The sequence below is a fragment of the Actinomadura sp. WMMB 499 genome (assembly GCF_008824145.1).
In the GTDB taxonomy this organism is placed as follows: Bacteria; Actinomycetota; Actinomycetes; order Streptosporangiales; family Streptosporangiaceae; genus Spirillospora.
Genome location: NZ_CP044407.1, coordinates 6,974,026 through 6,995,057, shown reverse-complemented (window position 1 = coordinate 6,995,057; position 21,032 = coordinate 6,974,026). Strand labels below are relative to the sequence as shown.

The following is a 21,032-nucleotide window of genomic DNA, read 5'->3' as shown; positions in this document are numbered from 1 at the left end:
CAACGTCACGCGACGCGCACCCGAGGAGGCAGCGTGACCGATTCCGCCACCGAGTTCCGTGCCGACCCGATCGACATTTCGGGCCTCACGCTCGATCAACTCAAGGACCTGCCGGCGTCGTCCATCACCTGCACCTTGCGGGAGATCCTGGACCTCACCCGCGGGGAGAGTTCCGTTGCGGGGTTCGACGCCTTCACCGGCACGGTCTCGACCGCCTGAGGCACCCCTGCACAGGTCGGTCCGGCCCGCGCGGGCGGTGGGCGTGCAGTGGGCGTGCGGTCACGACCTACGGCGCCCTGCCCGCCCATCACGCAACGATATTATTCACCTACTCGAAGTAGGGGAATAAGTCCGGTTACGGGATCAATGTCCGCACCTTGCTTTGTCGCGAGCATAATAGGGCGGACATTTTGTCCGTTCCCGCCCTCCGCGCACGCGTAAACCGTTAGCATCGCGGTACTGCCGGGGCAGGTCGTTTTCCGGGTTGATCCCGGAGGAAGCACATCAGCCAGAGGTATGCCCTCGCCCGCAACCTTGCTGGTCATGGCAGCGCGACCATATAGGGCGAGAGGGCGTGCAGGTGACCGAGGCCGCGGTCTGCGAGCCCACCGTGGCAGTAACCCCGGCCCGACTTCCGGGCAACCTCCGGATCTTCCTTTCGGTGTCGGCCGTGTCACGGGCCGGCGGTGCGTGCACGACGACGGCCGGTCCGCTGCTGGCATTGCACCTGACCGGGTCACCGCTGTACGCCGGCCTTATCGCTGCCGCGGGCGCGGTACCCAATCTACTCGCCCATGTTCCCGCCGGAGTGCTCATCGACCGCCGCGATCGATGGCAGGTCATGAAGTACAGCCAGTGGGGCCGCTTCATTTCGATCGCCGCCCTTCTCTGCAGCCTGCTGGTGCTCAGCAGGTTCTGGCGGCTCGGAACCATGATCGCCATCCCTTGCCTCATCGCCCTGGAAAGCATCTTCGCGACCACGTTCCGGATGGCCTGGACGGCCACCCTGCCGCGGCTGGCTCCGACCAGGCTGCTGTCGCAAGCGATAGCCAGAAGCGAGACCCAGCATCACGTGGCTCTGCTGGTGGCGAGGCCCGTCGGCGGCATCGCCGACGCCATCAGCCACAAACTGCCGTTCCTGCTCAACCTTGTGGTCTGCACCGCGTCCGCCTTGATGTTGACGCGAGTCAAAAGATCTGTCGCCACTGAGCACACCCGCACCGAGCCGAACGGACTTCCCGAAGATCGTCCGCGCGTGTCCGGGGACATCAAACTCAGCATCACCTGGTTACATCGCGACAATTTTTTAAAAAAATGCGTCCTGATTTTTTCGATCACCAATTTCTTCTTTCAGATGACCGTCATATTGATGATCGTGATCATGAAAGAAAAAGGGCTTTCGAGTGTCTATATCGGAATACTGCTGGCCGCGTCGGGGTTCGGCGGAATCGTAGGATCCCGTATTGCGATCAAGACGCTCAAGCGGATCGGCATGCGGCATATAAGTGCGGTTGCGACCTTGTGCTGGACGCTGCTCCTCGCGCTGCCGGTCTTCTGGACGGCCTCCCCCATCGTCCTGGTCGGAGTCTGGGCCGGTGTCGGCTTCGTCGGGTCCATCATCACCGTCGCCCGCGATCTCTACCAGGCCACAAATGTTCCGCATCAACTACTCGGCAGGGTGGCCAGCCTGAACACCCTGACGGCCCAGGCGCCCTCTACACTGGGCGCGCTCTGCGGCGGTGTCGTGATCACGTGGCTCGGCACGCGCCCCACCGCCATCGTCGTCTTCGCCGCGCTGTGCGTACTGCTGTGCGTCATCCCCCTCAGCGGCAAGGCGCACTCCCACGATCGCGAGCGCACAGGGCAAGCCGAAATGGCACTTAAGGACATGCCTTAACTCGGGTTATGAGATTTTACTGCACGTCGGTTCCGATCGACATGTGCAGAACCCTCACTCCCCGCATTCGGACACCCCTATGGACTGCCGCAGCACGTAACATACGCCCATCCGACGACGACGCGGGTCTGTCCGGCGGCCGGAAGGATGTGGCTGGTAAGTGACACCTACTCTCGATCAGGATGACGTCAGTCGCCTGGTCAAGGCACTATGGCGGCTCGACGCACTGCAGAAGCAGAGCGCCCGCGAGTTCTACCTGACGAGAGTGCGCAAGGAATTGGGGATCGACTTGCCGGTGCGCCGCGGCGAGAACGACCTCCAAGAGTTGTGGATCATGGTCGAAGCCTGCTTGGAGCACCCCGGGGCATTCCATGCGTTCCTCAAGGTCGTCGGAGGGTTCCACGCCGGCAGCACCACCTTCGACGCCGTCCGCCAACTCGGGTACGCGCTGGTACCCGAGCCGTTGCTGGAACCCGGCGAACGACGGGCGATGCACGATCACCTCAAGAGATTGCAGAACGCGGACGCCGGCGCGCTGCGCCCCGAGATCGTCAAAGATCTTTTCTGGGCGGTGGCCGACCCGCTCGGCTCGGTGACGTTCGAGACCGGCGACATATGGCCGGTCCTGGACGCCCTTGAGGACTTCAACGTCGGCGAGGACGGGGTTCCGCCGCTGCTGAAGTTCGTCGAGCGGCTCGCGGTCGAGAGGGGCGGCCCCGTGCGGAATCGACTTCTCGACTGGGTGGAGCACGCCGCCGGACGGCTCGGTGTTGCACACGTCATGCTCGAGCAACGTGAGCGAGCCGCACGCCTGCGGGAGCGGCCACGGATGTACCTGGTCATCGCGTTCCGCCCGGACGGGGTGACGCCCGACGAGTACCTGATCTCCGCATGGCTGCAGTCCGAGGACGGCCACGGCGTCATGCTCCGCTGCGAGGACGACCGTCCCATGCCCGTGACGGAACTGCCCTCGCTGGTGGTCGAACTCCTCACCGAGGAACCACAGGTGGTCAACCGGCCCCCGATGTCGGAGCTGACGCTGGAGTTCGTGCTCCCGCTCAACCTGCTCGGCATGCAGTCCCTCGACCAGCTGCGCATCACCGTGGACGGGCTGGAACGGCGACTGGGCATCGAACACCCGGTCGTGGTGCGGAGCCTGGACCGCATCCAGAAGCAGAACTACCACCCTGCCTGGCGCCGCAAATGGACATGGCTTCGCGACAATCCGCACAACGCAGAAGTGTGCTTGATGACACAACCCGGCAAGTACCTGGGCGAAAGCCTGTACAACATGCTGTTGTCCGATCCCGCGTCCGTCTGCCTGGCACTCGCGTTCCCTCCACATGGGGACGGTGCGAGCGCGCCGGACGAACTTCGGGTCGCGCTGCAGGCCGGCGCTCCCGTCATCGCCTGGTGCCGGAGCGGCCGGACCCCGGAGCGCTTCTCCGCGGAGTTCCAGGACCTCATGTCCCATGGCGTGCTGGCACTGCCCGACAGCGTCCTGGCACTTCGGCGGGAAGCGGTGGCTTCTCACGGCGGACAACCCTCCGCCGACCATCTGGGACTGCAGTTGACATTGCTTTTCGACGATGCGGACCGGTTTCCCGAGCCCCGGGGACGGCTGGAAGCACCCGCCTAGCGATCCGAGGAGGTTGTCGTGACGAAGCAAGCGTTTCCGGACCGGGAAGCGGAAGACTGGCTGGTCTATCGCGGCGAAGGCACGCCCCGTGACGGTCTGTGGAACCTGCCGGAACCTCCCCCCTGGCGACGGTTCGTCCAGGGCCGCCCAGCGTCCGGTCTCGGCCCGGGCGCCCTGCAACGGGCGGCGTCGTACAGGCCGGACCAGAACATCGTCACCATGGTGAACGCGGCGCTGCATCTGCGGCGCCCCTTGCTGGTGACCGGTAAGCCCGGCACCGGGAAGTCGACGTTGGCCCTTCACGTCGCCCACGAACTCGGGCTGGGGCCCGTGCTGACATGGCCGATCACCAGCCGCGCCACCCTCGAACAAGGGCTCTACCGCTACGACGCCATCGGCCGCCTCCACGAGACGAGCCTCCGCCGCGCCGTCGAACCCGAGACGACCAGCAACGCGCCGGACATCGGTCGCTATATCCGGCTCGGCCCTCTCGGGACGGCACTGCTGCCGCGAGACCGTCCGCGCGTACTCCTGATCGACGAACTCGACAAGAGCGACATCGATCTCCCCAATGACCTGCTCAACGTTTTCGAAGAGGGCGGCTTCGACATTCCCGAGCTCGAGCGCCTTCCAGCGGAGGAGGAGGTCGTCCATGTGATGCCCGCCAAGGGAAACGAGCGTGTAGCCGTCACCCGGGGCAAGGTGCAGTGCACGGAGTTTCCTCTGGTCGTCATCACGAGCAACGCCGAACGCGAATTCCCACCGGCGTTCCTGCGTCGCTGCCTCCGGCTCGTGATCGAGCCGCCCGACTCCCGCCGGCTCGCCGAGATCGTCGAGGCCCATTTCGGCCGTGCGGCGAAGGATGCCAGCACCGATCTCATCAACGACTTCCTGCGCCGGCGCGAGCACGGAGACCTGGCCACCGATCAGCTCCTCAACGCCGTCTACCTGTGCACATCGGGCTCCCGCCCGCCAGAGGTGACGTTGCAGGGCATGCTTGAGTCGATCTTGCGCCCGCTGGGCACGACAGGACCGGAATGAACCGGCGCCTCAACGAGGTGATCGAAGCGCTCGCCGGACTCGCTCCTTCTCCGACGGCCCGGGAGCTGGCCGACGCCCTGTGGCTCGCACGGCTCCTTCCGCCCCAGACGGCCGCCGACGAAGCCACCCGAGAGACCGCCGGAGAGGACCGCGATCCGGCGAGCCCGTCCCGGCCCGAACTCGAGGACTCGGAGCGCACCGAACCTCCGATGGCCATGGAGAGCGCCCACCCCGCCATCGTCTCGCAGCAGGCCGCCCTGCACCTGGCGCGTCCCGGAGTACCTGCGGAGGGGATCGTCCGGGCACCCGCCATACCCGCGATCTCGCAGGCGCTGGCCCTCGGGCGTGCGCTGCGCCCGCTGCGGGAGAGCACCTCGTCCCGGACGGTCGAGCATCTGGCCGAGGAGAGGACCGCGCAGTGGATCGCGGAGACCGGGATCTGGCAGGCGGTGATGGAGCCCGCACCGGAACGGCAGTACGAACTCGCGCTCGTCGCCGACCAGAGCGCCTCCATGGTGGTCTGGGGCAGGATCATCAGCGAGTTCCACACTCTGCTGGAACGGCTCGGCGCGTTCCGCGATGTGCGGATGTGGTATCTGAACACCGACAACGACGTGCTCGTCCTCAAGACGGCCACCGGCTCCGCGGTGCGGGACCCCAACGAACTCATCGATCCGACCCGGCGCCGGATCCTTCTGGTCTACAGCGACTGCATCGGGCGTGCGTGGCAGGACGGCCGTGCCGCCGGCGTTCTGGAGCGCTGGGCGGCCGTCGGTCCGGTGGCGATCGTCCAACCGCTCCCGCAGCGCCTCTGGTGGCGGTGCGGAACGACCGTCGAACCCGTCCGTTTGGAATCCGCACAACCTGGACTGCCGAACAGTCGTCTCACCGTCCGTTCCCGTGACGGGTTCCTGTTGCCACCGGGGACGCCCGTCCCCGTAATGGAGATGGGGCCGCGCTGGCTACGTCCCTGGGCGGAAATGGTCGGCGGTGGAGCGCGCGGGATCAACGCCATGGCCATGTTCACGGGCACCCATCAGCCGAAGGACGCCGCTGACGGCGACATGGATCGGCTGGCGGCCCATGAGCGGGTCAAACGGTTCTCGGCCATTTCGTCGCCGATGGCGTTCCAGCTCGCTCGCCACCTCGCCGCCGCCCCGCTGAGGCTGAAGGTGATGTCCCTCGTCCAGCACGCCACCTTGCCCCACTCCACCCGGGCACATCTGGCGGAGGTGTTCCTCGGCGGCCTCCTGCGCCGAGCCGATCAGGACGGCACTCCATCGGGACCGGACGATGTCCTGTACGAGTTCCATGACGGTGTGCGCGATGTGCTGCTCAGCGGGCTCACGCGTACCGAGGCTCTCCGGGTCCTCGGACGGGTCTGGGAGGTCGTCCGGGAACGCCTCGGCTCACCTCTTGATTTTCCCGCCTTGCTCCGCGCCCTCGAGGAGACCTCCGCCCCGGTTCAGGACGACCTGCCGTTCGCGCAGGTGGCCGCACATGTCCTGCGCAGGATCGGCGGACGTTACCGGGACATCGCCGACCGGCTGACCGCCGGTGCGCCCGCACGGGCCCTGTCGCCGGGCGCGGCAGTCACCGAGTCCGGCGCCGAACGTGCGGCCTTCCCGTACGACCGCTCGCCCCAAGGCGCGCCGGACACCCCTGGTCCGCTCGTCGGGGGCGGACTGCCGACCCGTAACCCCGACTTCACCGGGCGCGACGAACTCCTGCGCGACCTACGCCACCGGCTGCCAGACCTCGTCACGGCGCTGCTTCCGGCACCGCCGCACGAGCTGGGCGGCCAGGGCAAGTCGCAACTCGCGGTCGAGTACGCCCACCGGCACGCGAACGACTACGACCTCGTCTGGTGGATCCCCGCCGAGCAGACACCGATGGCCCGTTCCTCCCTCGCCGAGCTCGCCAGGACCCTCGGCACACCGCTGAGCGACGACATCAACCGGACCGTCGAGCATGTGCTCGACGCGCTGCGGGACGGCCGGCCGATCCGCCGCTGGCTGCTCATCTACGACAACGCGGCCGACCCGGACGAGCTGGTGCCGCTCATGCCCGTCGTGCCCGGCGAGGGCCCGCTGAGCACGGCCTCACCCACCGGACATGTCCTGGTCACCTCGCGCGATCGCCGTTGGAAAGAGATCCTCTCCACCGCGGAGGTCGGCTTCTTCGAGCGCCGGGAGAGCATCGCGCTGCTGGTCCGCCGCGCCCCCGAACTGGAGCCTCAGGAGGCGGACCGGCTCGCCGACCGGGTCGGTGACCTGCCGCTGGCCGTGGAACAGGTCGCGGCGTGGCACGCGGCGACCGGCCGCCCGAGCAACGAGTATCTGCGGCTGCTCGACGATCGGCTGCGGAACGTCCGGCGCGTCGAACTGCCGCCGGAGTATCCGCCGGAGCTCGCGGCGGCACTGGAGATCTCCTTCGAAGGTCTCCAGGGGGAGGCTTCGTCCGCGGGCAGGCTGCTGGAACTCCTCGCGTTCTTCGGCCCCGAACCGGTGGAGGTCGGACTGCTCGCTTCCGGCACGGTCACGCGGCTTCCGCCGGAGGTCCGGTCCGGACTGGATGATCTCGCGTCCCTGCGCGAGGCCATGCGGGCCATCGCCCGCTACTCGCTGGGCCGCTTCGACACCGACCAGGACGGAGCGCGGGCGCAGGTCCACCGGCTGGTTCGCACGTTGCTGCAGCAACGCCTTTCCGAGGCCGAACGAACGACGATGCAGAACCTGGTCCACCGCATCCTTGCCGAGGCGACACCCGACGCCGCACCCGACGACGAGTCCACGTGGCCGATCCGTCGCTGGATCGCTCCGCACGTGCAGCCGACCGGCCTGATAGCGGGCGCCACCGCCGAGATCCGCGAGGTCGCGCTCGACCAGATGCGCTACCTGTATCTGCTGGGTGATTTCGAGAGCAGCCGGCGACTGGGCGAACTCGCCCGGGAGCACTGGCGTGCCACGTGGGGCGAAGACGACATGACCGTCCTGCTCGCGGGTCGCGAACTCGCCAATGTACTCCGGGCGCTGGGCGAACTCGCGGACGCCGCTCGTTTGAACGCGGAAATCCAGCAGCGGACGGCCGACCGTTTCGGTCCGAACAACATCGCGACCCTGCTGGCCACCAACAGCCAAGCGGCCGATATGCGGTTGCGCGGGGATTTCAGCGGCGCGCTAGAACTCGATCAGGACACCCTGCAGCGCATGGTGCGCATGTTCGGCCGAGAGAAAAGGGAGACGTTCCGGGTCATCAACAACGTCGGCATCGACCTGCGGCTGTTGGGGGAATTCGAGAGGGCGCGGGAACTCGACGCCGACGCCCTCGACCGGCTGCGCACGCATTTCGGCGCATCCGACCGCAGCATGCTCCTCGCCATGAACCAGCTCGCGCGGGACCTGCACGGGCTGGGCAGGTACCGTGAGGCCGAACCGTTCCAGCAGGAAGCCCTCGACGGGATGCGGCAGACACTGGCTCCCAACCACGCATTCGTCCTGCACGCCGAGATGAGCCGGGCCGCCACACTGCGCGAACTCGGTTTCCATGCCGAGTCGCTCCGGCTGGCGGAACACATGCATCAATTGCACCTGCAACGGTTCGGGGAGCGCCATCAGGACACCCTCGCCGCCCGGCGCGTCCTGGCCATGGCGTGCGTCCGGACGGGCGACGCCGACCGCGCCAGGCGGCTCCTCGAAACCGCGCTCGACGGCTACCGAAAGATCATGGGACGTGATCACCCGTTCGCGCACGCGTGCACCACCGACCTGACGGTGGCGCTCCGCGCACTGGGAGGTCATGAGCCCGCACGGGCGATCGATGAAACGACCTTCCAAGCCCTGACACGCCTGCTGGGCCCGGACCACTACTACTCGCTGTGCTGCTCGGTCGGCCTGGTGCACGACCTCTTCCGGCTGGGGCGTCTGGAAGCGGCGCACAGCCGTTCAACGGAGACGCTGGCACGCTTCGGAAACCAGTACGGAACGGACCACGTCTATACGCTCGCCTGCGCCCACAACCATCGGATCGTCTGCGCCGCACTGGGGCTCGGCGAACCGGTACGCGAGCCCCTCGCCGCGTTGGCGCGGGAACTCGGCAACGAGCATCCGGAGCTTCGCAGGGCCGGGGAGGGAGAGTTGCTGGAATGCGTGATCGAACCGATACCGCTGTGAGCCCGCACGCCCGCCGCGGCGCGGCCGGATCTCAGCGTTCGCCGATGGTGCGCGGCGACCGCTGCCGCTCCGGGCTGACGAAGGAGTCGAAACCGGCTGCCGCCGACTGCGAGCCGCCCGCCTCGTCCAGAACGCCGAGCAGCACCTCGCCGATCACCGTTTCGTCGATCACCCCGATCCGCCGGAGGGAGACGTCGCTCACATCGATCAGGAAGGATCGACCCTCGTCGCCCTTGTCTCCCACCAAGCCTCCTCAACACGGGCCGGACCACACCGAACAACGGCGTGACGCTACAAGATCCAGGTTCCCAAACCTAACGTATGGAAAGCGCGTGGCTCATGTTGTTCCCGAAACATGACCACCGCTTGGGCGAGGCGCGGATCACGTCCACCGCCCCGGAATATGGCTGCCTTGACCATAGAAAACTCTGTTGCCCGAATGCAGGAAGCGGGAAGGATCAAGATGAGTGTCGGTGAACCGGGGCAGGGGCGGTGGACGCCGCGGGGGGCGTGCTCGATCCTGGCCTGCGACATCGTGGCGTTCGGGGACACCGCTCGGACGGACGATGTCCGGGAGATCATGCGGGACGCCATGTATCGGCAGATCGCCGTTGGTCTGCGGGCCGCGGGAGTGGGATCGGCCGATTGCTACACCGAGGACCGGGGCGACGGCGCGATGGTGCTCGTTCCTCCCCACGTGGGGATCGAGGCGCTGCTGACGTCCGTCGTGGACACGCTGAAGGCCGAACTGCGGCGATACAACAAGGCCGCGGCGGACGTGGCGCGGATCAGGTTGCGGGTGGCGGTGCACACCGGTGAGGCCCGGTACGACGGGAAGGGGGTCGTGGGGGTGGCGGTGAACCACGCGTTCCGGATCCTTGACGCGCAGCCCTTCAAGGACGCGCTCAACGCGGCGCGCGCGCCGCTGGGGGTGATCGTGTCCCAACGAGTCCACGATGACGTGGTGCGGCACGGGCCGGGGCTGGTCGATCCGGACGACTACCGGCCGATCGACATCGCGGTGAAGGAGACGGAGAGCACCGCGTGGGTCCGGGTGCTCGGCCGCATGCCGGAAACCGGCTCGTCACCCGATGGCACGTTGGTGTCCACGCCCGACGGCGCGGTGGAGCCGGCATCCGGCCCGTCCGCGGCGGCGACCGCCACGGTGTTCCCCGAGCCGGCGATGTCCGCGCCCGCGATTCCCGAACCGGTACCGCCCAGCGTGCTGTTCGGGGTGACCGACCAGATGGTCAGGTTGCCGCTGATGACGTCCGAGCGGGGGCGCGACCAGGTGGTGGGGGCCTTGCGCGCCGACTTGCGAGGGGCGATCCCCCGGCATGCCGAGGCCCGCATGGACGTCTACTCGATCATCGAGACCTGCCTGGACTATCCCGGCGGGCTGCATGACCTACTGGCCACGATCAAGGGGTTCACCGGTGAGTCGATGCCGGTCACGCGGCTGGAGCAGGCGATCGCACGCCTCCTGCCCCGGATCTGACCGCCACCGCGCGGGGCGGCTTCCCAGGCTCGCCGGGTACGACCACCGCCGCCGGATGCGCGCGGCCTCGGGGCGGCGAGCGCCGGGAGTCAGTCGCGGACGCAGTCGGGGCAGGGGCGCTGGGCGAAGCTCGGGGTGAGGACGACGCCCGCGCCGAAGCACGTCCAGCAGCCGAGCTGGTAGCCGGTCGCGTAGACCGGGCCGCGGAATCCGTCGGTGCGGAAGCGCGGGCCGGTGGGGGCGGTGCCCGCGCGGCCGGTGCCGGAGCACTCCTCGCACTGCAGGGAGATGCGGTTGTCGCCGCGGGCGTACACGACTTCTCCGCTGCCCCTGCAGGCGCGGCAGGACCGGCCGTCCCATGGCCCGGTTTCGCCCATCGCTCACCCCCGGTCGCGGATTCCCTCGCCCATCATGCCAGCTCAAAGGCCGGAATTTGACCCCGACACGACACTTGCTTTACGCGGCGGCGGTGAGGCGGGCGTAGGCGACGATGTTGTCGCGGTAGCGGCCGTCGTCGAACGGGCCGCCGCAGGTGATCAGCCGGAGGGACGGGACGGGCGTGTGCCGGTAGACGGTTCGGGCCGGGAAGTCGGCCTTGCGGTGGCGGCGGACGGTGTCGACGGCGAAGATCGCCGCGGTGCCGTCGGCGCGGGTGATCCGGACGCTGGCGCCGGGCCGGAGAGCGTCGAGGCGGAAGAAGATCGACGGGCCGCGGCGGGAGTCGCGATGGCCGGTGATCACGGCGGTGCCGGGCTCGCCGGGAGGCGCGGAGCCCGTGTACCAGGCGGCGCGGTCCTCGTGCGGCGGGCGGGGGACCGCGAGGGTGCCGTCGGGGGCGAGCCCGAGGCGCAGGAGGTCCGTGTCCACGCCGATGGACGCGATGGTGAGGCGCGCCGGACCGGACGGGGACGGGGCCGCCGGACCCGACGGGGGCGGGCGGGGCGTTCGCGGGGGTTCGGCGGGTGCGAGGAGGTCGACGCCGGTGCAGGCGGCGAGGGCGGCGGCCGCGAGGGCCGCGAGGCGGGTGCGGGGACCGGCCGCGCGGCCCGGTCGCGGCGTCACGGTGTCCGGCGGCGTGCGGCGACGGCGAGGGCCAGGCCCGCGAGGGCGAGGAGGCCCGCGCCGAGGGCGCGGGGGCCGGCGCCGGTGGCGGGTCCGGCGCCGGTGGCGGCGCCGCCGGCGGCCATCGGTTCGAGGACGCCGCACAGGGCGGGCGCGGTGGTGGAGAGCGGGAGTGAGGGCACGAGGTCGCCGGCGGCGCCGCGGGCCTTCTCGCTGATCCGCGAGGGGTCGAGGCCGTGGACGACGACGACCGCGGTGCCGTCGCGGAGTGCTTCGAGGGTGGCGTCGTCCAGGTCGATGACGCGCTGGTAGTCGAGGCCGGCGCCGCGGGGTGCGATCTCGAGGTCGGTCCCGGCGGCGGGGGTCGTCTCGCCCCGGACCGAGAGGGTGGTCCGGATCGGGCCGTAGGCGGGCTCGCCCTCGGTGGCGCTGACGACGCCGTCGCCGTCGGTGTCCGCGGACGGGGCCGGGCACTCGCCGCGGGCGCCGCCGCGGATGTGCTGGAGGTGCGGGTACGGCCGCCCGTCGATCCGGCCCGCGAGCCCGGAGTAGGACTCGACGACGGTCGCGGTGCGCCCGTCCAGTTCGAGGGTGACGGAGCCGGAGGCCCGCTGGCCGTTCAGCGGGCGGAGTACGGCCTGGTAGGCGCGCGGCTCGCCCGCATCGGCCGTCGCGGGGCCCGCGACCAGGACGGGCGCGGCGGCGAGCATCGCCACGACGAGCGGTCGGCTCCTGCTGAGTGCCATTCGATCCCCTCCGGGTGGATGTCCGGGGCGCCCGCGCGTCCCCACCCGGCACTCGTCCCCGTTGATCGTTATCGCCAAGGGAAGCGGTGGGCATCGATCGGGCAATGCGCGGCGGGCCGCGACGGGGGGCGATGTCGCACCCTCGGCCATGTAATGACACACTTACGTTGGTTTGTCTCACGGAGGTGCGTATGTCGGCGACAGTCCAGCCACCCGAGAGCGTCACCTGGCGCGTGCACATCGACCGGGCCATGTGGGTCGGGGGCGTGCGCAGCCTGATGCTGCAGGCCCTGCATCCCGTCGCGATGTGGGGCGTCTGGCAGAACTCCAACTTCCGGGAGGACCCGTTCGGGCGGCTCCAGCGGACGTCCGACTTCGTCGGGCTGTCGACGTTCGGGAGCGCGGAGGAGGTCGAGGCGGCCGCCTACCGCGTCCGCGAGATCCACCGGAGCCTGCGGATCCGCAACCACGACACCGGCAAGACCGAGCGGCTCGACCAGCCCGAGCTGCTGCTGTGGGTGCACTGCGCCGAGGTGTACTCGTACCTGCAGGTCGCGCGGCGGGCGGGGCTGCCGCTGACGGACGCCATGGCCGACCGGTACCTCGACGAGCAGCGGGAGTCGGCCGTGCACGTCGGGCTGCACGCCGAGGACGTCCCCGGCAGCGTCGCGGAGATGGAGCGGTACTTCGCGAGCATGCGGCCGCACCTGCGGGTCACGGAGGAGGCCGCCGAGACCGTCCGGTTCCTGATGTGGCCGGCGATGCCGGAGAACCTGAAGTTCCTCGCGCCCGGAAAGCCGGGCTGGTTCCCGTTCGGGGCGCTCTGCTACTACTCCCTCCCCGGCTGGGCCCGCGCGATGTACGGGGCGCTGCCGGAGGCGCCGCAGCCGGCCGTGACCGCCGCGCTCCGCTCGTTCCGGCTGGCGATGAACTCGGTGCCCGAGCGGCTGCACGACTACGCGTTCGCCAAGGACACCCGGGATATGCTCGATCGCGCGCGGGCCCGGCTCGCCGCCGACGGCTACGACGTGGGCAAGGGCCTGTACGGCCTGCGCGATCCCCGCCGGTGGCCCGTCCGCGCGAGCTGAGCCCGGCGCGTCAGGCCTCGACCGGCAGGGCCGACCACGGCTCCTTGCGGGGCGCGGCCGCGCGGCCCTCGGGGCAGTGCCGCGCGAAGTCGCACCACGCGCACAGCGGTCCCGGACGGGCCGGGAACCGTTCGTCGAACGGGGCGTGGTCGACCGGGCCGGACCGTGCGGCGTCGCCGCGGCGCGGCGGGCCGGCGTCGCCGCGGCGCGGCGGACCGCTGTCGCCGCGGCGCGGCTTCGGGACGCGCTCGCGGTAGGAGTCGTCGGCGGCGGACGCCTCGGCGGCGATGTCCTCGGCACGGCCGAGGTGCCGGTCGAGGGACGCGCCGGTGTGGTCCCACGCGGCGACCTCGCCGGACGGCAGGTGGTGCAGTTCGACGCGGCGGCACGGGCGGCGCAGCACCCGGGACGCCGCGACGGCGTAGATCGCGAGGGCGAGCGAGCCGCGCGCGTCGTCGGGGGTGAGCGGCCGCCGCCCGGTCTTGTAGTCGACGACGACGAGTTCGCCGCCGCGCCGGTCGAGGCGGTCGATGCGGCCGGAGACGGCGATGCGGGCGGTGCGGGTCGCGACCGTCCGCTCGACGCCGACCGGCTCGTCGGACGGGTCGAGGCCGGCGACGTAGCGTTCGGTCATGTCGCGGGCCCGGTCGCGGTGCGCGGCGGACTGCGCGGCGTCCCGGAACCCCTCGGTGATCCAGCCGCGGACCAGGAGGGTCCCGGCGGCGGCGGGCGTCCGCTCGGGCTCGGGCAGCCGCCACCACGCGGCCAGCGCGTTGTGCACGCTCGCGCCGACGCTGTTGTGCGCCCACGGCGGGCCCTTCGGCGGCATCGGACGATCGAGGTAGGTCATCCGGTAGCGCCTGGGGCAGTCGAGCCAGGTATTCAGCCGCGACGGCGTGCAGGAGTACAGCCGTTCGGGCATGCCCTCGAAGCCGAGTTGTTCCACCGCCTGCGTCCGTCCTCGCGCGCCCGCCGCCGGTCCCGTCCCGGGCCCGTCAGTCGTTGTCCTCGCGGGCCATGTCGCCCCAGCTCTCCCAGCGGGCGTTCTCCTCGCCGGCGGTCGTCTCGTCGCCCTGGGCGGGCATGACCTGCAGGTCGCGGGGCAGCGGGTCGAGCAGCGCGCCGATCGAGTTGAGCTGCTTGCGCAGGTCCTCGAAGGCGCCGCCGACCGAGCCCGGACGGCCGCGGTGCAGGGTGTCACCGGAGAACAGCACGCCGAGCTGCTCGCTGATCACGCAGACGGCGCCGAGGGTGTGCCCCGGGGTGTGCACGATCTCGAGCTGCGCGTCGGCGATCTCGAAGACGCCGCCGTCCTCGAGCCAGATGTCGGGTTCGAGGGAGCGCAGCGCCTTGGCGTCGTCCTCGTCCTCCTCTTCCTTGGCGAGGCGGCCGAAGTAGTCGCGCCACAGCTGCCGGTCGGCGCGGTGCAGCGCGATGGGGGCCCAGTTCTCCTCGTCCTCCTCGCCGGCGGCGGCGACCTCGAGGACGACCGCGAGGCGGTGCTCGTGGCCGTCGGTGAGCAGGACGGCCATGACCTCGCGCTCGCCCACCTTCTCGAGGATGGCCTCGGCGTCGAACGCCGGGTCGATGACGATGACCTCTTCGTCGTCGCCGATGACGTAGGTGTTGTTCTCGACGTCGTACTCGGTGTCGTCCAGGGTCAGCTTGCCCGACGTCACCACCTGTTCGATGCGCGCGTCCACGCTGGCACCCTACCGCGCTTCGCAACCGTGTCAGGGCAGCGGCGAGACAGTGCCGCGGGCGGCGCCCACGAGCGCCTCGTAGGCGGCGGGGTCGGTGCTCTCGGCGCCGATGCGGTCACCGGTCGGGGCGCCGTGGTCGTCGCTGGACCCGGTGCCGGCGAGGCCGAGGGCCGCGGCGAGATCGCGCAGGTGGGCACGGTCGTCCGGGGCGTGGTCGGGGTGGTCGACCTCGACGCCGGCCAGTCCGGCGGCGGCGAGCCGCTCGATCACCTCGTCCGGGAAGACGTACGTGCGGCGGCTAGGGCGGGGGTGCGCGAGGACGCACACGCCCCCGGCCGCCCGGACGAGCGCGATCGCCCGTTCCGGGTCGAGCGCGTACCGGTCGGCGTGCGCGCGGCCGCCCTCGGCGATCCAGTCGGGCGTGAAGGCCTCGTCGTGGGTCGCGACGGCGCCCGCCTCGATCATCGCCTGGGCGATGTGCGGGCGCCCGACGGCCTCGCCCCGCGCGAGTTCGCGGACCCGCTCCCACGTGACGTCCACGCCGAGGTCGCGGAGCAGGCCGACCATGGTGCGGGCCCTGATCACGCGGTCGTCGCGGATGCGGGCGAGTTCGGCGGCCAGGACGGGTTCGGCGGGGTCGAACAGGTAGCCGAGCATGTGCAGGCTCCTGCCGTCCTGGACGCACGACAGCTCGATCCCGCGGACGAGCGTCAGCCCGTCCGGGAGGGCCGCCGCGGCGGCGTCCCACCCGGCGGTGGTGTCGTGGTCGGTGAGCGCGACGACGTCCACGCCGTTCTCCCGCGCGCGCCGCATCACCTCGGCGGGCGGCCGGGTGCCGTCGGAGGCGTCGCTGTGGACATGGAGGTCGATCACCATTCCCCCAGCTTAGGCACGCCGCCGTCGGTCAGAGGTGCGTGTCAGAGGTCCAGCTTGCCGCTGTGGGCGCCGTAGGGAAGGTCCACGTCCATGCCGGGCTCGCGGAGGTCGAGGAGGTTCAGCTCCTCGAGCATCAGCACCCCCGCGTCCGCGGGCCAGAGCACGACCCACAGCCAGTTGCCGAGGGCCTCGCCGACGAAGACGGCCCGGTCCGGTTCGCGGCCGACCGTCCAGAGCGGGACGGTGTGCCCGCTGGTGGCGGCGGGACCGCTGATGCCGATCTTGGCGTGCGGGGGGTCCCCGTCGAACTCCCGGCCGGGATCGGGGCCCGCCAGCCCCGCGTAGTGCGCGCCGAGGCCGACGCCCGGCTCCTCGGCGATCAGCAGCATGTCGGCGAGGCCGCCGAGCAGTCCGGGGCCCGACACCGCCACGGCGCACGCGCGCGCGCCGCCGCGCTCGTCCCCGACCGTGAGGAATCCGGTGACGAGCCAGTTGAGCGGGAGCGGCCAGGGCGTCCAGACGGGAACGCGCACGTCGCGCAGGACGATGCCGAGCGCGTCCGGGCCCGGCCGGACGGGCGGCTGCCTCGGGAGTACGGCACCGTGCACGCCGCAACTCCAGTCGCTCGACCAGAGACCCGGCGCCTGCACCTGGGCTCCGCAACGCGGGCACGTGGGCTCCGCCCTCATGATTACCCACCATGCGCGGCCGTTCCCTCGCACGTCAAGGCGGGGCGGGGGAAAGACGGGACAAAATGGAGGCATGCGGGAGCGGTGCGTGGGCGCGATCGTCCATGATCGAGGCGGTCGGCTGCTGCTAGTGCGGCGGGGCCGGCCGCCCGGCGCGGGTCTCTGGTCGGTGCCGGGCGGCCGGGTGGAACCGGGCGAGGACGACGCGGCGGCCGTCGCGCGCGAGCTGCTGGAGGAGACGGGCCTGCGGGTGCGCGCCGGCGCGCTCGTGGGCACGGTCGAGCGGGACGGTCCGGGCGGCGTCGTCTACGAGATCCACGACTACGCCGCCACGGTGCTCGGCGGGACGCCGCGCGCCGGGGACGACGCGGCGGACGTCCGCTGGGTCGCGCCCGCCGAACTCCGGGACCTGCCGCTCGTGCCCGGCCTGCTGGACGCGCTCACGGAGTGGGGCGTCCTGTGAGGCCGGCCGAGCCCCGCCGCGCGGCGGGCCTCAGTACGCCGGTTGCGCGCCCGGCACGCCGCCGGGACGCTGCGGGGCGTCCGGGCCCGGGTCGTCGGCGGGGCCGTCGCCGGGGCCGTCCCCCGGGGTGACCGTCCGCACCTTGAACCGGCGGGCCAGCAGGACGATGCCCACCGCGTACACGGCCATGGACGTGACGTCGGCGAGGACGTACTGCCACGGGATGCCGCCCTGCTCGAGGCTCAGCTGCCCGAGCGCCGCCGGGAGCAGGAACGCCATCAGGTTGTTGAACACGTGCAGCGCGATCGTGCACTCCAGGCCGCCGGTGCGCACGGTCAGCCACCCGGCGATGGCGCCGAAGACGAAGATGTCGAGCATCCCCCAGCCGGTGTAGCCGTGCCCGGAGGTGAACAGCGCGGCCCCGACGACGATGCCGGGCCACGGGGTGCGGAACACGACGCTCAGCGCCCGCGCGAGCCCGTTCCGGGCCTTCTCCAGGGTGCACGCGCCGATGGCCTGCATCAGCCAGCCGCGGAAGAAGTACTCCTCGGCCGCCGACTGGAACGGGACGAGCGCCACGATCACGAGCGCCGGCAGGAGGAAGTCGTCCCAGCCGACCCACGATCCCTCGGTGGTCGACCCGGCCGGATCGTTCTCGACGGTCGCGCCCGCGGCCATCGACAGGACGAACGAGACCGCGCAGAACACGACGGACATGCCCGCGCACGCGAGCATCCAGCGCCAGCGCAGCCGTCCGGCGACCGACGACAGCGTCCCCGGGCGCCGCCGCTGGATGCCCCAGGCCGCGAGCGCGATCAGCGGCAGGAACAGCGCCAGGGACCCCAGCGCGTAGGCGATGTCGGCCGTGTCGTTGCCGAAGATCGACGTGGTGCCCGGATCGTCCAGCAGCGCCGGATCCTCGTCGGACACCATCATCTGGACGAGCAGCCCGATGACCGCGAGGACGCCGCCCGCACCGAGCCCGACCACGATGATCGCCAGGGTCCCGACCAGCGGGCGCCACCAGCTGTGCGTCTCCGAACGCGCCATCCGGTGGAACGGCACCCCACGCGGTGTGGGGACGATCCAGGGGCGCTTTACCGGCTGCGGGTAGCCGCCGTAGCCGGGGCCGTAACCGTGTGCGTAACCGGGAGGGTATTGGTACTGCTGCGGGTAGCCCTGCGGGTACTGCCCGCCCCAGGCGTTCTGATCCCACGCGGGCTGTGCTCCGGTGTGGTGCCCCGCCGGGTAAGCCTGGTCCGGGGCCTGCCCGCCGTAGGGGCCGCCCCCGTGTTGCGGCAGTCCGTACGGCGACGTCCACTGCTGTTGCTGCTGGGGGAACTCCTGGCCCCCCTGCGGCCGCGCACCCGGACGACCGTCCTGCGGCGGCAGCCCGTACGGCGATGTCGACTGCTGTTGCCGCGGGGCCGCCGGCCCCTGCTCGGGCCGCTCGCCGGGCCGGTCCGGCCCGCCGGGCCCTCCGGGCGGCGGAGCGTCGGGGGCAGGAGGACGCGCCCGCCCGTCGCCCATGTCGGGGTCGAGCGGCGCCCAGCCGTTCGCGTCCTCCTGGTCAGACATGCGTCCCCTTCTCCTCGCCGCCGCGTCGCCGCGTCGCCACGCCTCGGCACGTGGACGACTTGGCACGTGGACGAATCGTACGGTCGCTCAGTTCCCGGAAGGGTCGAACGTACGCGTGCGCGCCAGCCCGGCGGCGCGTCCCTTGGCGGCGATGACGAGCGCCATCTTGCGGGACGCCTCGTCGATCATCTCGTCGCCGAGCATCGCGGCGCCGCGCCCCTCGACGTTGATCGCGTGGTCGTAGGCGTCCAGGATCAGCTCGGCGTGGTCGTAGTCGTCCTGGTTCGGGGAGAAGATCGCGTTCCCGGCGTCGATCTGGGACGGGTGCAGCACCCACTTGCCGTCGAAGCCGAGGGCGGCCGAGCGGCGGGCGGCGCGGTCGAACCCGTCGGCGTCCCGGACGTTGAAGTAGGGGCCGTCGACGGCCTGCAGGTCGTGGGCGCGGGCTGCCAGCAGGATGCGCATCAGGATGTAGTGGTAGGCGTCGCCCTCGGTGTAGCCGGGCGGCTGCTCCCCCACGACGAGCGTCTTCATGTTGATCGAGGCCATGAAGTCGCCGGGGCCGAACACCAGGGTCTCCAGCCGGGGCGACGACGCGGCGATGTCGTCGATGCGGGTCATGCCGCGCGCGTCCTCGATCTGGGCTTCGATGCCGATCCGTCCGGGTTCGAGGCCCGTCGCGCCCTCGATCTGCGTGAGGAGCCGGTCGAGCCACTGGACGTGCGAGGGGTCCTGCACCTTCGGCAGCATGATCGCGTCGATGTTCGCGCCCGCGCCCTCGACGACCTCGATGACGTCCCGGTAGGCGAACGGGGTGTCGAGGTCGTTGACCCGCACGACGCGGATCTTGCCCGTCCAGTCGCCCTCGTTGAGCGCGGCGACGACCGACTTGCGGGCGTCCTGCTTCGCGGACGGGGCGACGGCGTCCTCGAGGTCGAGGAAGATCTCGTCGGCGGGGAGTCCCTGCGCCTTCTCGATGAAACGGGGGTTGCTGCCGGGGACCGCGAGGGTGGTACGTCGTGAGCGCATGGGGCGGATCGTATCCAGCGGGTGTGAGACGCTGCGGAACATGGGTGACCCGAACGCGACCCCTCCCCCGCCGCCCGAGGCGGTGCACGCGCTGAGCGCGGCGCTGGTGGAGGAGGCGGCCAAGAAGTCGGGGCTGCTGTGGCTCGACCTGCCGGGTCTGCCGCAGCCGCGGGCGGCATGGCACGTCTGGCACGAGGGGTCGGCGTACGTGCTGACGGGCGGCGAGGGCGAGCAGCCCCTGCCCGGCCTGCCCGAGGCCGACCGGGTGACGGTGATCCTGCGCAGCAAGGACAAGGGCGGACGGCTCGTCGCGTTCGTCGCCGCGTGCGAGCACGTGGAGCCGGGCGGCGAGCTGTGGGACGAGGTGGCGCCCAAGCTCGCGAAGGACCGGCTGAACGCCCGGGCGCACGCGGAGCAGCCGGCGCGGTGGGCGGCGGAGTCGTGGGTGATCCGGCTGACGCCGACGGGCGAGGAGATCGAGCCGTCCGGCGACTACGCGCACGTCCGGCCGGTGCCGTCCCCGGCGACGACGGCGGGGCCGCCGCCCCGGCTGGCCGGCGGCAAGCGCCGCCGCGCCGACCGCTAGGAACCGGGCGCTAGGAACCGGGCGCTGGAAACCGGACGCTAGAGCCGCGGGACGGCCAGTTCGCGGCCCGCGTCCAGGGCGCCGAGCTTGTCCGGGTTCGACACCATGTGGATGGCTTCGACGCGGCCCGCCTCGTCGAGCTCGACCGTCACCGCGCTGATCGTCCGCTCGGGGCCCTCGATGACGAGGCCCGGCCGCCCGTTGACGTCCGCGCGCCGCATCCGCATGTCGGCGGCGGCGACGCCCGCGTAGGGCGCGCCGGCGACCGCGCCGATGAACCGGGCGACCCGCTCCGCGCCGACGATCGGCCGCAGCGCCGCGCGCACCTTGCCGCCGCCGTCCGTCCACAGGGTGACGTCCGGGGCGAGGATCTCCATGAGGCGGTTGACGTCGCCGCCCATGACGGCGTCGAGGAACCGGTCGGTGGCGGCGCGGCGCTCGGCCCCGGCCGCCGCGAACCGCGGCCGCCGCGCCGCCACGTGCCTGCGGGCGCGGGTGCCGAGCTGCCGCACCGACGCCTCCGACCGGTCGAGCGCCGCCGCGATCTCCGCGTACGGGTAGCCGAACGCCTCCTTGAGGACGAACACGGCCCGTTCGAGCGGGCTCAGCGTCTCCAGGACGACGAGCAGCGCCATCGACACCGACTCGGCGCGCTCGGCGTCGTCGGCGACGTCGGGGGCGGTCAGCATCGGCTCGGGCAGCCACGGCCCCACGTACGTCTCGCGCCGCGCCCGCGCGCCGCGCAGCCGGTCGAGCGCGATGTTGGTGGTGATCCGGACGAGGTAGCCGCGGGGGTCGCGGACGTCCGAGCGGTCGGCGGCCGACCAGCGCAGCCAGGCGTCCTGGACGGCGTCCTCGGAGTCGGCGGCGGTGCCCAGCATCCGGTACGCGACCGCGAACAGCAGGCCGCGGTGCTCCTCGAACGTCTCGTCCGCCGCCCGGACCGTCCCGGCCATGCCGTTCTC

The 21,032-nt window shown here is 71.3% G+C and carries 20 protein-coding genes; 9 read left to right on the top strand and 11 right to left on the bottom strand.

Translation table 11 applies throughout. The annotated features are described in order from the left end of the window. The first annotated feature begins 33 nt into the window (after positions 1–33). The 5 genes from F7P10_RS31510 (at position 34) to fxsT (ending at position 8,749) form a co-directional block, all read left to right on the top strand. Positions 34–219, top strand: coding sequence for a hypothetical protein (locus F7P10_RS31510; protein ID WP_151014963.1), 186 nt, complete (start codon positions 34–36; stop codon positions 217–219). A gap of 355 nt (positions 220–574) precedes the next feature. Beyond that, positions 575–1,897: an MFS transporter gene (locus F7P10_RS31505; protein ID WP_176611739.1), complete on the top strand. Its 1,323-nt coding sequence runs from the start codon at positions 575–577 to the stop codon at positions 1,895–1,897. 160 nt (positions 1,898–2,057) lie between these two features. Next, positions 2,058–3,536, top strand: a complete 1,479-nt coding sequence (locus tag F7P10_RS31500) for a hypothetical protein (protein ID WP_151014960.1) — start codon at positions 2,058–2,060, stop codon at positions 3,534–3,536. 18 nt (positions 3,537–3,554) lie between these two features. Continuing rightward, positions 3,555–4,577: a MoxR family ATPase gene (locus F7P10_RS31495; protein ID WP_218040204.1), complete on the top strand. Its 1,023-nt coding sequence runs from the start codon at positions 3,555–3,557 to the stop codon at positions 4,575–4,577. Then, positions 4,574–8,749: an FxSxx-COOH system tetratricopeptide repeat protein gene (gene fxsT, locus F7P10_RS31490; RefSeq protein ID WP_151014958.1), complete on the top strand. Its 4,176-nt coding sequence runs from the start codon at positions 4,574–4,576 to the stop codon at positions 8,747–8,749. The genes F7P10_RS31495 and fxsT overlap by 4 nt, the downstream gene beginning before the upstream one ends. Before the next feature lie 31 nt (positions 8,750–8,780). On the opposite strand, the gene fxsA is transcribed toward fxsT, so the two are convergent. Next, on the bottom strand, positions 8,781–8,993 hold the full coding sequence (gene fxsA, locus F7P10_RS31485; protein WP_176611737.1) for an FxSxx-COOH cyclophane-containing RiPP peptide: 213 nt from the start codon (positions 8,991–8,993) through the stop codon (positions 8,781–8,783). 219 nt (positions 8,994–9,212) lie between these two features. Here fxsA and F7P10_RS31480 point away from each other — a divergent pair, with 219 nt between their 5' ends. Continuing rightward, on the top strand, positions 9,213–10,247 hold the full coding sequence (locus F7P10_RS31480; RefSeq protein WP_151014937.1) for an adenylate/guanylate cyclase domain-containing protein: 1,035 nt from the start codon (positions 9,213–9,215) through the stop codon (positions 10,245–10,247). 89 nt (positions 10,248–10,336) lie between these two features. Here the strand turns inward: F7P10_RS31480 and F7P10_RS31475 are convergent, their stop codons facing one another. From F7P10_RS31475 to F7P10_RS43640, 3 genes are all read right to left on the bottom strand, one after another. Beyond that, on the bottom strand, positions 10,337–10,561 hold the full coding sequence (locus F7P10_RS31475; RefSeq protein ID WP_151014934.1) for a hypothetical protein: 225 nt from the start codon (positions 10,559–10,561) through the stop codon (positions 10,337–10,339). 142 nt (positions 10,562–10,703) lie between these two features. Beyond that, positions 10,704–11,309 carry a class F sortase gene (locus tag F7P10_RS43645; protein ID WP_218040203.1) on the bottom strand — a complete coding sequence of 202 codons (606 nt, stop codon included), beginning with the start codon at positions 11,307–11,309 and terminating at the stop codon, positions 10,704–10,706. Further along, positions 11,306–12,055: a hypothetical protein gene (locus F7P10_RS43640; RefSeq protein WP_218040202.1), complete on the bottom strand. Its 750-nt coding sequence runs from the start codon at positions 12,053–12,055 to the stop codon at positions 11,306–11,308. Before F7P10_RS43640 ends, F7P10_RS43645 begins: the two co-directional genes overlap by 4 nt. Positions 12,056–12,246: 191 nt before the next feature. Between F7P10_RS43640 and F7P10_RS31465 the strand changes: the two genes are divergently transcribed. Further along, positions 12,247–13,143: an oxygenase MpaB family protein gene (locus tag F7P10_RS31465; RefSeq protein WP_151014931.1), complete on the top strand. Its 897-nt coding sequence runs from the start codon at positions 12,247–12,249 to the stop codon at positions 13,141–13,143. Positions 13,144–13,153: 10 nt separating this feature from the next. Here F7P10_RS31465 and F7P10_RS31460 read toward each other — a convergent pair whose 3' ends face one another. The 4 genes from F7P10_RS31460 to F7P10_RS31445 are packed head-to-tail and all read right to left on the bottom strand — an operon-like array spanning position 13,154 to position 16,411. Then, entirely contained in the window at positions 13,154–14,089 is a 936-nt protein-coding gene (locus tag F7P10_RS31460) for a PD-(D/E)XK nuclease family protein (RefSeq protein WP_151014928.1), read from the bottom strand. Positions 14,090–14,138: 49 nt separating this feature from the next. Beyond that, positions 14,139–14,846 (bottom strand): MBL fold metallo-hydrolase, encoded by a 708-nt coding sequence (locus tag F7P10_RS31455; protein ID WP_151014925.1) that lies wholly within the window; start codon positions 14,844–14,846, stop codon positions 14,139–14,141. Positions 14,847–14,876: 30 nt separating this feature from the next. After that, the gene (locus F7P10_RS31450) at positions 14,877–15,722 is read right to left on the bottom strand and encodes a PHP domain-containing protein (protein WP_151014922.1); all 846 of its coding nucleotides are present in this window, start codon (positions 15,720–15,722) and stop codon (positions 14,877–14,879) included. 41 nt (positions 15,723–15,763) lie between these two features. After that, entirely contained in the window at positions 15,764–16,411 is a 648-nt protein-coding gene (locus F7P10_RS31445) for a DUF6758 family protein (protein ID WP_151014919.1), read from the bottom strand. A gap of 73 nt (positions 16,412–16,484) precedes the next feature. Here F7P10_RS31445 and F7P10_RS31440 point away from each other — a divergent pair, with 73 nt between their 5' ends. Next, positions 16,485–16,874 (top strand): NUDIX hydrolase, encoded by a 390-nt coding sequence (locus F7P10_RS31440; protein ID WP_151014916.1) that lies wholly within the window; start codon positions 16,485–16,487, stop codon positions 16,872–16,874. Positions 16,875–16,904: 30 nt separating this feature from the next. On the opposite strand, the gene F7P10_RS31435 is transcribed toward F7P10_RS31440, so the two are convergent. Both F7P10_RS31435 and F7P10_RS31430 read right to left on the bottom strand, forming a co-directional pair. Then, entirely contained in the window at positions 16,905–18,452 is a 1,548-nt protein-coding gene (locus F7P10_RS31435) for a CPBP family intramembrane glutamic endopeptidase (protein WP_151014913.1), read from the bottom strand. Positions 18,453–18,539: 87 nt separating this feature from the next. Then, positions 18,540–19,481, bottom strand: a complete 942-nt coding sequence (locus F7P10_RS31430; protein WP_151014910.1) for a CoA ester lyase — start codon at positions 19,479–19,481, stop codon at positions 18,540–18,542. Positions 19,482–19,521: 40 nt separating this feature from the next. On the opposite strand from F7P10_RS31430, the gene F7P10_RS31425 reads away from it, so the two are divergent. Continuing rightward, a complete protein-coding gene (locus tag F7P10_RS31425) occupies positions 19,522–20,067 on the top strand; it encodes a hypothetical protein (protein WP_151014907.1) in 546 nt (181 codons plus the stop codon). Positions 20,068–20,105: 38 nt separating this feature from the next. Here F7P10_RS31425 and F7P10_RS31420 read toward each other — a convergent pair whose 3' ends face one another. Continuing rightward, positions 20,106–21,023: an RNA polymerase sigma-70 factor gene (locus F7P10_RS31420; protein ID WP_151014904.1), complete on the bottom strand. Its 918-nt coding sequence runs from the start codon at positions 21,021–21,023 to the stop codon at positions 20,106–20,108. Positions 21,024–21,032 lie beyond the last annotated feature (9 nt).

What these genes read in the sequence shown, in the direction of transcription:
- F7P10_RS31480 (WP_151014937.1), top strand. Translation starts at nt 9,213, where the DNA reads ATGAGTGTCGGTGAACCGGGGCAGGGGCGGTGGACGCCGCGGGGGGCG.
- F7P10_RS31445 (WP_151014919.1), bottom strand. Translation starts at nt 16,411, where the DNA reads ATGAGGGCGGAGCCCACGTGCCCGCGTTGCGGAGCCCAGGTGCAGGCG.
- F7P10_RS31450 (WP_151014922.1), bottom strand. Translation starts at nt 15,722, where the DNA reads ATGGTGATCGACCTCCATGTCCACAGCGACGCCTCCGACGGCACCCGG.
- F7P10_RS31425 (WP_151014907.1), top strand. Translation starts at nt 19,522, where the DNA reads ATGGGTGACCCGAACGCGACCCCTCCCCCGCCGCCCGAGGCGGTGCAC.
- fxsT (WP_151014958.1), top strand. Translation starts at nt 4,574, where the DNA reads ATGAACCGGCGCCTCAACGAGGTGATCGAAGCGCTCGCCGGACTCGCT.
- F7P10_RS31435 (WP_151014913.1), bottom strand. Translation starts at nt 18,452, where the DNA reads ATGTCTGACCAGGAGGACGCGAACGGCTGGGCGCCGCTCGACCCCGAC.
- F7P10_RS31465 (WP_151014931.1), top strand. Translation starts at nt 12,247, where the DNA reads ATGTCGGCGACAGTCCAGCCACCCGAGAGCGTCACCTGGCGCGTGCAC.
- F7P10_RS31440 (WP_151014916.1), top strand. Translation starts at nt 16,485, where the DNA reads ATGCGGGAGCGGTGCGTGGGCGCGATCGTCCATGATCGAGGCGGTCGG.
- F7P10_RS31430 (WP_151014910.1), bottom strand. Translation starts at nt 19,481, where the DNA reads ATGCGCTCACGACGTACCACCCTCGCGGTCCCCGGCAGCAACCCCCGT.
- F7P10_RS43640 (WP_218040202.1), bottom strand. Translation starts at nt 12,055, where the DNA reads ATGGCACTCAGCAGGAGCCGACCGCTCGTCGTGGCGATGCTCGCCGCC.
- F7P10_RS31420 (WP_151014904.1), bottom strand. Translation starts at nt 21,023, where the DNA reads ATGGCCGGGACGGTCCGGGCGGCGGACGAGACGTTCGAGGAGCACCGC.